The organism is Pseudomonas sp. NPDC087342, from assembly GCF_044744265.1.
Classification (GTDB): Bacteria; Pseudomonadota; Gammaproteobacteria; order Pseudomonadales; family Pseudomonadaceae; genus Aquipseudomonas; species Aquipseudomonas nunensis.
The window spans coordinates 270,586-282,900 of the sequence record NZ_JBIUXZ010000004.1; the positions used below are offsets into that span (position 1 = coordinate 270,586).

At 60.3% G+C, this 12,315-nt stretch carries 12 protein-coding genes; 7 read left to right on the forward strand and 5 right to left on the reverse strand.

Annotation, left to right across the window (positions count from 1 at the left end; translation table 11 throughout):
- The first annotated feature begins 44 nt into the window (after positions 1-44).
- From ACIOYV_RS13630 to ACIOYV_RS13645, 4 genes are all read left to right on the forward strand, one after another.
- Positions 45-938 carry a LysR family transcriptional regulator ArgP gene (locus tag ACIOYV_RS13630; RefSeq protein ID WP_265040586.1) on the forward strand — a complete coding sequence of 298 codons (894 nt, stop codon included), beginning with the start codon at positions 45-47 and terminating at the stop codon, positions 936-938.
- Positions 939-992: 54 nt separating this feature from the next.
- Positions 993-1,985 carry an NAD(P)-dependent oxidoreductase gene (locus ACIOYV_RS13635; protein WP_054045126.1) on the forward strand — a complete coding sequence of 331 codons (993 nt, stop codon included), beginning with the start codon at positions 993-995 and terminating at the stop codon, positions 1,983-1,985.
- Between the two features lie 119 nt (positions 1,986-2,104).
- On the forward strand, positions 2,105-2,944 hold the full coding sequence (locus tag ACIOYV_RS13640) for an ATPase (RefSeq protein ID WP_401324312.1): 840 nt from the start codon (positions 2,105-2,107) through the stop codon (positions 2,942-2,944).
- 275 nt (positions 2,945-3,219) lie between these two features.
- Positions 3,220-4,068, forward strand: a complete 849-nt coding sequence (locus tag ACIOYV_RS13645; RefSeq protein ID WP_401324314.1) for a cache domain-containing protein — start codon at positions 3,220-3,222, stop codon at positions 4,066-4,068.
- A 109-nt stretch (positions 4,069-4,177) separates the two neighbouring features.
- Here ACIOYV_RS13645 and ACIOYV_RS13650 read toward each other — a convergent pair whose 3' ends face one another.
- Both ACIOYV_RS13650 and pobA read right to left on the reverse strand, forming a co-directional pair.
- A complete protein-coding gene (locus ACIOYV_RS13650) occupies positions 4,178-5,695 on the reverse strand; it encodes an MDR family MFS transporter (protein ID WP_054045118.1) in 1,518 nt (505 codons plus the stop codon).
- Between the two features lie 80 nt (positions 5,696-5,775).
- Positions 5,776-6,960, reverse strand: coding sequence for a 4-hydroxybenzoate 3-monooxygenase (gene pobA, locus ACIOYV_RS13655; RefSeq protein WP_401324400.1), 1,185 nt, complete (start codon positions 6,958-6,960; stop codon positions 5,776-5,778).
- Positions 6,961-7,148: 188 nt separating this feature from the next.
- On the opposite strand from pobA, the gene ACIOYV_RS13660 reads away from it, so the two are divergent.
- Positions 7,149-8,045, forward strand: coding sequence for a helix-turn-helix domain-containing protein (locus ACIOYV_RS13660; protein ID WP_054045115.1), 897 nt, complete (start codon positions 7,149-7,151; stop codon positions 8,043-8,045).
- Positions 8,046-8,054: 9 nt separating this feature from the next.
- Here the strand turns inward: ACIOYV_RS13660 and ACIOYV_RS13665 are convergent, their stop codons facing one another.
- Together ACIOYV_RS13665 and ACIOYV_RS13670 are read right to left on the reverse strand one after the other, a co-directional pair.
- Positions 8,055-8,231 carry a hypothetical protein gene (locus ACIOYV_RS13665; protein ID WP_166656028.1) on the reverse strand — a complete coding sequence of 59 codons (177 nt, stop codon included), beginning with the start codon at positions 8,229-8,231 and terminating at the stop codon, positions 8,055-8,057.
- Positions 8,232-8,502: 271 nt separating this feature from the next.
- Complete coding sequence (locus ACIOYV_RS13670) at positions 8,503-9,408, reverse strand: LysR family transcriptional regulator (RefSeq protein WP_401324316.1); 906 nt, start codon at positions 9,406-9,408, stop codon at positions 8,503-8,505.
- Positions 9,409-9,523: 115 nt separating this feature from the next.
- Here ACIOYV_RS13670 and ACIOYV_RS13675 point away from each other — a divergent pair, with 115 nt between their 5' ends.
- Positions 9,524-10,405 (forward strand): MBL fold metallo-hydrolase, encoded by an 882-nt coding sequence (locus ACIOYV_RS13675; RefSeq protein ID WP_401324318.1) that lies wholly within the window; start codon positions 9,524-9,526, stop codon positions 10,403-10,405.
- A 216-nt stretch (positions 10,406-10,621) separates the two neighbouring features.
- A complete protein-coding gene (locus ACIOYV_RS13680; protein ID WP_401324320.1) occupies positions 10,622-11,236 on the forward strand; it encodes an NAD(P)-dependent oxidoreductase in 615 nt (204 codons plus the stop codon).
- Between the two features lie 165 nt (positions 11,237-11,401).
- On the opposite strand, the gene ACIOYV_RS13685 is transcribed toward ACIOYV_RS13680, so the two are convergent.
- Complete coding sequence (locus ACIOYV_RS13685; RefSeq protein ID WP_054045108.1) at positions 11,402-12,283, reverse strand: LysR substrate-binding domain-containing protein; 882 nt, start codon at positions 12,281-12,283, stop codon at positions 11,402-11,404.
- Between the last annotated feature and the right edge of the window lie 32 nt (positions 12,284-12,315).

A 12,315-nucleotide genomic window follows, 5' to 3' on the forward strand; every position in this document is an offset into this window, starting at 1 on the left:
GTATAAGAAAAACCAATAGTGCTGATCGCTCATTAGGAAAACTGATGTTCGACTATAAATTGCTTTCTGCCTTGGCCGCCGTGGTCGAGCAGGCCGGATTCGAACGTGCCGCCCAAGTGCTGGGTTTGTCGCAATCGGCGATCTCCCAGCGCATCAAGTTGCTGGAGGCGCGGATTGGCCAACCGGTGTTGGTGCGGGCGACGCCGCCAGCGCCGACTGAAATCGGTCGGCGTTTGCTCAACCATGTGCAGCAGGTGCGCCTGCTTGAACGGGATTTGCTGACCCTGGTACCGGCGCTGGATGAAGAAGGCCTGCCCGAACGCCTGCGCATTGCCCTCAATGCCGACAGCCTCGCCACTTGGTGGGCCGATGCGGTGGGGGATTTTTGCGCCGAGCAGCATTTGCTGATGGACTTGGTCGTCGAGGACCAGACCGTGGGCCTCAAACGCATGCGCGCCGGGGAAGTGGCGGCGTGTCTGTGTGCCAGCGAACGCCCGGTGGCCGGTGCCCGCAGCGTGTTGTTGGGCGCCATGCGTTACCGGGCGCTGGCCAGTCCGGCGTTCATTGCCCGGCATTTCCCCCAAGGTGTGCGTGCCGAATTATTGCCACGCACCCCGGCGCTGGTGTTTGGCCCGGACGATTTCCTGCAGCATCGCTACCTCGCGTCCTTGGGCGTGGACGGCGGTTTCGAGCACCATTTGTGCCCATCGTCCGAAGGCTTTATCCGCCTCACGGAAGCCGGGCTCGGTTGGGGACTGGTGCCGGAGTTGCAGGTGCGCGAGCAACTGCAACGTGGTGTTTTAGTGGAGCTTTTGCCAGATAAGCCAATCGATGTGCCGCTGTACTGGCATCATTGGCGCAATGGCGGTCAGCTTTTGGGTTTACTCACTGACCAATTGGTACGTTCGTCGAAGCAATGGCTGGTGCCGTTGGACTGACGGGCAGCGTCAAGACTCACGCATTACGCAAAACGAAAGACATCGGAGCTTTAAATGAAAATTCTGGTCACCGGCGCAAGCGGCTTCATTGGCGGACGCTTTGCGCGTTTCGCCCTGGAGCAGGGCCTGGACGTAAGGGTCAACGGTCGCCGGGCCGAAAGTGTCGAGCACCTGGTGCGCCGAGGCGCCGAGTTTATCCAGGGTGACTTGAGCGACCCGGAACTGGTACGGGGCCTGTGCTCGGACGTCGACGCGGTGGTGCATTGCGCCGGCGCCGTCGGTTTGTGGGGGCGTTATCAGGACTTTCACTTGGGCAACGTCCAGGTCACCGAAAACGTGGTCGAGGCCTGTTTAAAGCAGCGGGTTCGACGTTTGGTGCATTTGTCGTCGCCGTCGATCTACTTTGATGGCCGCGATCATCTGGGCCTGACCGAAGAGCAGGTGCCCAAGCGCTTCAAGCATCACTACGCGGCGACCAAGTACCTCGCCGAGCAAAAGGTCTTCGGCGCCCAGGAGTTCGGCCTCGAAACCATCGCCCTGCGTCCGCGTTTCGTCACGGGCGCCGGTGATATGAGCATCTTCCCGCGCCTGCTGAAGATGCAGCGCAAGGGACGTCTGGCGATTGTCGGCAACGGCCTGAACAAGGTCGATTTCACCAGCATGCAAAACCTCAACGAAGCGTTGCTCAGCAGTTTGCTGGCCAGCGGTTCGGCGCTGGGCAAGGCCTACAACATCAGCAACGGCGCGCCGGTGCCGTTGTGGGATGTGGTCAATTACGTGATGCGCAAAATGGACGTCCCACAGGTCACGCGCTACCGTTCCTACGGCCTGGCCTACAGCGTTGCGGCGCTCAATGAGGGTGTGTGCAAACTCTGGCCTGGGCGTCCCGAGCCGACGCTGTCGCGCCTGGGCATGCAAGTGATGAACAAAAATTTCACGTTGGACATCAGCCGCGCCCGGCATTATCTGGACTACGATCCGAAAGTCAGTCTGTGGACCGCCCTCGATGAGTTCTGCGGCTGGTGGAAGGCGCAGGACATTCGCTAAGTGGCGCCGGACCTGTCCCGACACTGAACCGAGTGCAGGGTTGAGGGTCAACCCATGCGGCTGTGGGGGGTATACTTCGCCGCATCAAGCCATTACCGAGTTTCACAAAGGTTGCCTCAATGTCCATGCGTAACGATGCCAACGACGACTTCGACGATGTACCGAGCCTGCGTGCCGACCCCCTCGATGACGACGATTTCCCGCCGACCGTGCGCACCACCGTGCATTCGCGGCCAGCACCCGTGGTTAAAGTCAAAAGCGCCAGCACCGGCCCGTTGTGGGCATTGGTCGGCGCTTTGTTCTTTGCGTTCGCGGGCTTGGCCTGGTGGAGCTTCCAGCAGATCTCGCTGATGGAGCAGCAACTGGTGGCGACCCAGGAAAGTTTCGCGCGGATCAGCGAGGAAGCGGCGGGGCGTTTGCAGGACATTTCCGGCAAAGTTGTCGCCAGTCAGTCCAACGTCAGCAGCGACAGCGAAGCGCTGAAACTGCAGATCAAGCAACTGGAAAGCAAACTTCAGGATCAGAGCCAGGCCCAGCTGGGCGTGGTCGGTCAGACCAGCGAGCTGGACAAGCGCCTGGCCCAGATGACTGCGCAAACCACCGCGCAAACCGCTGCCAACACGCAGTTGCAGACTCAGGTCAAAACCCTGAGCGATGAACTGACGGCCCTGAAAAGCGCCCCGGCCGACACCAGCAAAGTCGACGCCGAGCTGAAAAACCTAAATGCCGATATCGCTGCGCTGAAGAAACAGGGCAACCCGACGGCGGCGATTGATCGCCTGGAACAGGAAATCGTCGTGCTCAAAAGCGAGCAGGACAACCGCCCGGCCGCCGTCGCCCCAAGCGCCGCCAACACCGCCGAGTTCGACGCCTTCCGCGCGCAGACCACGCGCAACCTCAACACCCTGCAAGCGCAGATCCAGAACCTGCAACAACAGATCAACGCCCGGGCGAAATAGCCCGGCATACCCACTTGTGGCGGGCAGGCTTCTGTGGCGAGGGAGCTTGCCTGTGGCGAGGGGGCTTGCCCCCGCTGGAGTGCGAAGCACTCCCCAGCAGAGTGTCAGGCATACCGCATTCTCAGGGTTTACGACTGCTTCGCAGCCGAACGGGGGCAAGCCCCCTCGCCACAAAGGCCTGCGGCACAACCCGCATACCACGCCCTCCTGAATACCCATACATATCCCCAACCCGTCTACGCTCTTGAAACATCAACAAGAACGAGGGATGCGCTATGGGGTTTGTGCATAAGATGGCCTGGCTGGTGGGGATGCTGTTGCTGAGCCTGGGTCAGGTTCAGGCGGCCACCGCGCCGAAGGATGACAGTCAGGCCGCCCGGGCCTTGCTGGAGAAAGCCCTGGCGTACTACCACGACAACGGCGACAAGGCCTTCGCGGCGTTCAGCCGTCAGGGCGAGTTCGTCGACAAGGACCGCTACGTGTTTGTGGTCGACACCAAAGGCGTGATGCTCGCCAGCGGTGGGCCGTCCTCGGCGTTGATCGGCCGGGATGTGTCCGAGATGCTCCCACCGGATATGCAGAAAGCCTTCAAGGACGCCTTGAAAGTGCCGGAAGGCAACGGCATCCAACAGGCCGAATACCGTTGGCAGAACTGGGCCGACGGCAAGGTCGAACGCAAGCATGTGTTCTATCAGCGCATCGGTCAGCGAATTCTGGCGGTCGGTTACTACGTGCCCCGCGCCTCGGCGGAACAGGCGATGGCTTTGCTGAATAAAGCGGCCATTGATTTGGGCAAGGACGAGAAGGGCACACTGACGGCGATCAATTCCCTCAAGGGCGGGTACTTGCAGGACGATCTGTATGTGTTCGTGGTGGACCTGGATAACCAGCGCTACGTTGCCCATGGCACCAATTTGCGACTGATCAATACCGACTTCAGAAAGGTCAACGACCCGGAAGGCAAACCGGTGGGTGAGCCGATTTTGGCGTTGATCGCCAAGCAGGATCAGGGTGAGTACGCCTATCGCTGGAAGAATCCGGTGACCGGGAAGGTTGAGGACAAGCATGCTTACCTGAAAAAGGTTGGGCATTTCCTGGTGGCTGTCGGGTATTACAGCCCTTGATTTGATGGTGTCGGTGATGACGCCTTCGCGGGCAAGCCTCGCTCCTACAGGTTGATCGCATACTCCTGTAGGAGCGAGGCTTGCCCGCGAAGGCCGCGACTCGGTCTAACTACCGAACCTTATCCTCGCGCCCGCGCAACACCTTGTTCGGCATCGCAATCGCCGCCGCTAACCCCAGCAACGACACCGCCGCGCTGACCATCAGCAAATGCCGGAACGTCAGCAACAACTCTGCACGCAAGGCATTCTGCGCATCCCCCGGCGCGGCGTTCAAACCATCCAGCAACACATTCCCCGAATGCCCCTCGCCAATCAGTGTCGAGCCGCTCAAGTGGGCGAAGCTCGAATCCTGCAACAGCGCGAGCAACAGCGCCGACATCAATGCCACCCCCACCGCGCCGCCCAGCGAGCGGAACAGGTTGGTGGTGCTGGTGGCGACGCCGATGTCCCGTTGCTCCACCGAATTCTGCGTCCCCACCAATGAGGTCGGGAACTGCATGCCGCTGGCGATCCCGCTGAGCAACATAAACAGGCTGCTGAGCACAAACGCCTGGGGCGCACTGAACGCCATGCCGAGAATCGAGAGCGGCATCAACAGCGCGCCGGTCAGGATCATCGGCTTGTAGCGCCCGGTCACTGAGGTACGACGGCCGGCAAAATAAGCGCCGATCGGCAAACCAATCGCCAGTGGCAGCAGGTGCAACGCGGCGCTGTCGGCCCCGGCGCCGGTGACGCTCTGGAAGCGCAACGGCATCAGCACGATCAACGAAATCGCCTGGAAACTGGTGAAGAAAATCGTGCACCAGCAAAAGATCGCGTTGCGGTTGGCGAACAAATGCATCGGCAGCAACGGCTCCCGCGCTCGCCGCTCATGCCAGACGAACACCGCCAATACCAACACCGCGCAAGCGAGCAACCCGAGCACTTCGGCGCTGCGCCACGAATGGCCTTGGCCAACTTGGGTGATGCCGAGTAACAGCGCGGTCAAGCCAATGATCATCAGCACCGTGCCGAGGTAATCGATGATCGGTTTGCGCTGCGGCACTGGCAGCCCCACCAACGTTCGATTGGCCACCAGCCACGCGCCCAGGCCCAACGGCAGGTTGATCAGGAACACCCAGCGCCACGACAGGTATTCGGTCATGTAACCGCCCAACACCGGCCCGGCGACGCTGGCCACCGCGTACATGCTGCTGAAGTAACCCTGATAACGACCGCGCTCCCGGGGTGGGACGATGTCGCCGATGATCGCCTGGCTGACCGAAATCATCCCGCCGGCGCCAATGCCCTGAATGATCCGCGCCAGCACCAGTTGCTCCATGCTCTGGGCCATGCCGCAAAAGAACGAAGCGATGGTGAACAGCCCCATGCCGAACAGCATCAACTTGCGCCGACCGTACAGGTCGCCGAGCTTGCCGTAGATCGGCACTGCCACCGTCATCGCCACCATGTAGCCGGAAATCACCCAGGCCAGCAGGCTGACATCCTTGAACTGCGCGGAAATCGCCGGCATCGACACGGCAACGATGGTTTGGTCCAGCGCACCGAGAAAGATCGCCAGCATCAGGGCGATCAGCACGCTGCGAATGGCCGGTTTGGGCGTGTCAGGCTGGTTCAGATTGGTCACGGTAAAACCTGCGGGCAGTGATTGTCCCGCAAGAGGCAAGGCGAGCGGGATAGTGCTCGCCAGTGTAAGTCGGTAGCAGGCTATTCGATAGCCTCGTATGGAAGTCCGACGTAATTTTCTGCAATGGTTTTTCGGCCGGCTTCGGAGTTGACGAAGTAGTCCAGCTCCGAGGCGCTGATGCGCTGGGCGAAAGCATCGTGCTCGTCGAAGCGGTGCAGCATCGAAGTCATCCACCAGGAAAAGCGCTCGGCTTTCCAGACTCGGCGCAGGCAGATGTCGGAGTATTTCTCCAGCAAGTCCACGCGCCCGTCGCGGTAAACCTTCAGCAGAATATTGAACAACGTGCTGACGTCGCTGGCGGCCAGGTTCAAGCCTTTGGCGCCGGTCGGTGGGACGATGTGCGCGGCATCGCCGACCAGAAACATGCGTCCGTATTGCATTGGCTCGACCACAAAGCTGCGCAGCGGCGCGATGCTTTTTTCGATGGACGGGCCAGTGACCAGTTTGTCCGCCAAGGCCTGTGGCAGGCGGGATTTGAGTTCATTCCAGAAACGCTGATCGGACCAATCTTCGACCTGCTCCTCGGCCGGCACCTGAAGGTAATAGCGGGTGCGGGTCGCCGAACGCATGCTGCACAGGGCAAAGCCCCGTTCGTGGCGGGCGTAGACCAGTTCTTCGTGGACCGGCGGAGTGTCGGCCAGAATCCCCAGCCAGCCGAACGGATAAACCCGTTCGAACACCTTCAGGCTCTCGGCGGGAATCGACTGACGCGCCACGCCATGGAAACCGTCGCAGCCGGCGATGTAGTCGCAATCGAGGCGATACGTCTCGCCGTCCTTGTCGAAGGTGACAAAGGTTTCATCGGTTTTCATGCCGTGGGGAACGACATTGCTCGCTTGATAAATTGTCTGCGCGCCAGCGTCCCGACGGGCGGCCATCAGGTCGCGGGTGACTTCGGTCTGACCGTAGATCATTACGGTTTTGCCGCCGGTCAAGGCCTGCAGATCGATGTGCACCTGGCGACCGTCGAGGGCCAGGTCGAAGCCGCCATGCACCAACCCTTCGGCGTCCATGCGCTGACCCACGCCAGCCTGGCGCAGCAGCTCTACCATGCCTTGTTCGAGGACGCCGGCGCGAATTCGGCCGAGCACATAATCGGGTGTCTGGCGTTCGAGAATGACGGTGTCGATGCCGGCGTTGTGCAGCAATTGGCCGAGCAATAAACCGGACGGACCGGCGCCAATGATGGCGATTTGGGTTTTCAGCGTTTTCATTGTTTTTATGACTCGCAAGCTTCACGCGACCAGGGCCGGTGAATAATTTTTATGGATCGAGTGCTTGCATTTTTCCCTCGCGAGTCTGTCAATTGAAGGTGAAAACTGAGCCGATACCTGTACATTCTGCCAATCGGTGCGATTATCGCCCCGTCTACCTCGAGGCCTGGATTGAAGTGATGAACAAGCCTGACCTGCCTTCGATTCCGGTGTTCAAGCTCTACGGTGAAAGCCTGGACTGGCCGACCCCCGACTTGTTGCACTGTGAAACCATTTCCAAACGCAGCCGCGAACATCAATGGGAAATCAAACCCCACCGCCACGCTGATCTGTGCCAATTACTCTTCGTCTTCAAAGGTCAGGCAGAGCTTGAAATCGAAGGTAAACGCACACAACTGACCGAGCCGGCGATGCTGATCCTGCCGCCGCTGTCAGTCCACGGTTATCGTTTTTCCGAGGACGTCGAAGGATTTGTCGTAACCCTCGCCGCGCCGCTGGTGGCGCATTTGCAGTCACAACTGGGCAATTCGGTGAATGCCCTGGCCCAGGCCGAAAGCTATCCGGCGGGCAAGGACAGCGAGTACCTGAACAGCCTGTTTGCCGCGCTGCAAAGCGAATACACCGGCCATCAACCGGCCCGGGAAATGCTCATGCATTCCCTGGTCAGCGTGATCATGGTCTGGGTCAGTCGCCAGGTGCTCCAGCGCCGCAGCGCCACTCAGCGTCCGCAGCGGGCGCGGGAATACCTCAACGGCTTTATTCAACTGGTGGAAGAGACCTACCGCCAGCACGTCAAGGTCGAGGACCTGGCCCATCGGCTGGGGATTTCCGTGTCCCACCTCAACGGCACGTGCCGAGAGCTGGCGGGGCAACCGGCGTTGCAGATCATGCATGAGCGGCAGTTGCTGGAAGCCAAGCGCCTGCTGACCTATACCAGCATGACCATTTATGAAATGTCCGACGTGTTGGGGTTTTCCGATCCGACCAACTTCACGCGTCTGTTCCGACGACGGGTGGGGATCTCGCCCAAGGCCTTCCGCGACCGCTTGAAGGCCGATCAGGACAACGAGGCCTGACGGGCTGCGTTAGCGCAGGGCGTTGAGGGTCGCGTTGTGGGGAATGCAGCGCTCGTAGTTGCAGCTCGCAAACTCACGGGGCAGGTTTCGCAACTGCTCGACCCGCCAGGCAGCGGTGCCATACAGCGCCAGCGTCGCCGCGCAGGTGATGAAAATGGCGAGGTATCTTCTTGTTCTGATGTTCATGGCGTTGACCTCTGAACGAATACCCTTGGGTACTTACATTCAGCATAGGTCAGCGCTCATGAGTTGCCAGCCAGTCGGGTTTTGTATGTGCCGTGATATTCAGAGCACTGATGAACCCCTGTGGGAGCGAGCTTGCTCGCGATAGCGATTGTTCAGTCAACATTGATGTCGACTGGCCCACCGCTATCGCGAGCAAGCTCGCTCCCACAGGGGATTTGTGTGTTTAGAAGGATGGCATTCATTCCACCAGCCAATTGTGGGAGCGAGCCTCTTACAGTCCTATATCCCAGGCAGGTTCTTCAGGGAATCTGAGCACCAGGAAGTCGAGCATGCTGCGCATTGTCGACGGCATGTGCTTGCGGGAGGCGTAGACCGCGTACATGTTCATCTGCCGTGGTTCGGCATGGGGAAGCAGGCGTATCAGTTCGCCGCTGTAGATGTGCACGCCGGCCTGGTAGCTGGGCAGCATCGCCACGCCGGCACCGGCCATGGTCGCGCGCAGCAGGGTGCTGGCCTCGTTGGCGCTGATGTTGCCCTGCACCGGCACCGACACCTGCTCGCCGTCCTGTTCGAAATGCCAGAGGCTTTTGCCGAAGTAGGAGTGGGTCAGGCAGTTGTGCTGGCTCAAGTCCTCGACCCGTTGCGGCGTCGGGTGTTCTTGCAGGTAAGCCGGGGAGGCGCAGATCACCGAGCGGCACACCGTCAGTCGGCGGGCGATCAGGTTTGGGTCCAGGTCGTTGCTGGTGCGGATCGCCAGGTCGATGCGCTCGTCCACCAGGTTCACCGTGCGGTCGATCATCTGCATGTCGATGCTGACGCCGGGGTAGCGCTTGACGTAGTCGGCCATGGCGTCCGCCAGTTGTGCCTGGCCGAACGAGGTGCTGACGCTGATGCGCAGCAGGCCACGGGGCGCTTCGTCCGGTTCGCTGATGGCGGCTTGCATGTCGGTGGACAGATCGAGCATCTGCCGACAGCGCGGCAGGATTTCGCTGCCCGCCGCCGTAAGGCTCAATTTGCGCGTAGTGCGGTGCATCAGCCGGGCGCCGACCCAATCTTCCAGTTCCGCCAGATAGCGCGACACCACGGGCCGTGACAGGTCCAGGTGATCAGCCGCCGCCGACTGGCTGCCCAGGTCCACCACCGCGACAAACACTTGCATTGCTTGAAGCCGATCCATGATTTGCCCACTTTTAGAAACAAACTATGTTCCAGCATCGCATTTTTTGTACCGAGTTTGGCAACTAAGCTCTGTGCCCATCGCCAAGCACGGCATTTGGACAACGGAGCTACAGATGATCGGTTTCACCGCACTCAAGCGCATTCTTCTGGCAACCGCCACCCTCGGTTTCGCGGCCCACGCGGCAGCGGCCTCGACCCTGACGCTGGATGTCTACAACCCCGGCGACAAGGCGATCTTCCCGGTGACCTCGGTGCTGGTCAGCGGCGAGAAAGACGCGATTCTGGTGGACGCGCAATTCGGTAAATCCCAGGCCGAGCAAGTGGTGCAGAAGATCCGCGCCAGCGGCAAGCAACTGACCACCATCTACATCAGCCATGGCGACCCGGATTACTACTTCGGCCTCGACACCCTGACCACCGCGTTCCCGAACGCCAAAGTGCTGGCCTCGCAGCCGACCGTGGATCACATCAAAAAAACTGTCGAGGGCAAACTGGCGTTCTGGGGCCCGAAAATGGGCGCTGACGTGCCGGCCAAAACCATCGTGCCGGGCGTGCTCAAGGGTGACAGCCTGCTGCTCGAAGGGCAGAAATTGCAGGTGATCGGTCTGGACGGGAAGCAGCCGGATCGCAGCTTTGTGTGGATTCCGTCGATCAAGGCTGTAGTCGGTGGTGTGGTTGTCGCGGAGAACATCCATGTGTGGATGGCCGACACTCAAACCGCGCAGTCCCACGCCGATTGGCTGACGACGCTGCATGCGATCGAAACCCTGAAACCGACAACCATCGTGCCGGGTCACTACCTGGGTGAGAGCGCTCGGTCCCTGGCGGCTGTGAAGTTCACCGCCGAGTACATCAAGGCTTTCGACGAAGAAACGGCCAAGGCCAAGGATTCTGCTGCACTGATTGCGGCGATGAAAAAACGCTACCCGAGCCTGGGCGAAGAAAGCTCGCTGGAGCTGAGCGCCAAAGTCGCGAAGGGCGAGATGAAGTGGTAACCGGACTTAGTGATTGAAGGGCTTTTTGTGGCGAGGGAGCTTGCTGTGGCGAGGGGGCTTGCCCCCGTTGGAGTGCGAAGCGCTCCCCCTGCATTCTTTCAGTCATTCCGTATCTAGATGTTTTGCGACTGCTTCGCAGCCGAACGGGGGCAAGCCCCCTCGCCACAAAGGTTTCGTTGTTCACACGCTTCACATATCCCCAAACTGGAGAACGTCATGAGCAAAATCGCAATCATCGGTGCCACCGGTCGTGCCGGTAGCCAACTGTTGGAAGAAGCCCTGCGTCGCGGTCACAGCGTTACCGCCATCGCCCGCGACACCTCGAAAATCGGCCAGCGTGCCGGTGTGGTCAGCAAGAATGTCGATGCCCTGGATGCCGAAGCGCTGCAAGCCGCGGTCGCTGGTCATGATGTGGTGATCAGCGCTGCACACTTCTCGACCCTGCCGGCCAGCGCCGTGATCGGGCCAGTGAAAAAGGCCGGGGTTAAGCGTCTGTTGGTGGTGGGTGGTGCCGGTTCGTTGTTGCTACCGAATGGCGGTCGCGTGATCGACAGCGAAGGTTTCCCGGAGGAGTACAAGGCTGAGGCCAGCGCTGGCGCGTTGTTCCTGGAAAATCTGCGCAAGGAGCAGGAACTGGACTGGACGTTTGTGTCGCCGTCGGCTGAGTTTGTTGAGGGTGAGCGCACCGGCAAATTTCGCATCGGCAAGGATGATTTGCTGGTGAGTGCGCAAGGGCGCAGCTGGATCACCTTCGCCGATTATGCGATTGCGCTGCTGGATGAAGTGGAAGCGCCGAAGCATTCGCGGCAGCGGATTGCGGTCGGTTACTAAGCGACTGATGGACGCTAACTTGTAGCAGCTGGCGAAGCCTGCGTTCGGCTGCACAGCAGTCGTAAACCCGTTATCTACGGTGTTTCTGACATACCGAGGTGAATGGTTTTACGACTGCTGCGCAGCCGAACGCAGGCTTCGCCAGCTGCTACAGGGGGCTTCGGTTCAGCGGGCTTGAGCCTGCTCCACCAACCACCCCAACAATTCCTGCAACTTCGGTGAAGGTGCGGGCTTCTGCGGCAATACCAGGTAGTACCCCAACCCGGTTTTCACCTTCAATTCAAACGGCATGACCAGCCGCCCAGCGCTCAGATCGTCGCCGATCAACGACCAATCCCCAATCGCCACACCCGTCCCTTGAGACGCCATCGACATCGCCAGATCCAGCGTCTCGAAGTGCTGACCCTTGCTGACATTGTTCAAGTGCACATCAGCGCTGGCCAGCCACGCCTTCCAGTCCCGTTCGTCGCGGGTGGGATGCAGCAGCATGTGTTGTTCCAGATCTTCCGGCGCCTGCAACGGCACCGGTCCTTCGAGATACGGCTTGGAACACACCGGCGTCAGTTGCTCGTCGAACAGCCGATGGGACGCCAGTGACGTCTCCGGCGGTACGCCGTAAATCACCGCTGCATCGAACTGCTCGCGATGAAAATCCACGCCATGGCGCACCGTTGTCGTCAGTTCAACCGGCACGTCCGGGCGTTCCTTTTGCCATTGCATCAGGCGCGGCAACAACCAGCGCATGACGCAGGTCGGGGCCTTGAGTTGCAGGGTTTCGCGCTTGGCGCCGATCTGTTCCACCGCCTCGCCGATCAGGCCGAAAATCTGCTGCACCCGTGGCAGCCACTCACGTCCTTCAGCGGTTAAATCGAGGCCGCGAGCCTGGCGGATAAACAACTCATAACCCAAATGATCTTCCAGCCCGGCGATCTGCCGGCTCACCGCGCCTTGGGTGATGTGCAACTGCTCGGCGGCCCGGGTGAAGTTGCAGCACTGTGCCGTGATCAGAAAAGTGTGCAGGGCGGGCAGGGGAGGCAGTCGTTTCATGAGGACCCAAGGTATGACGTGAGGACATGGCT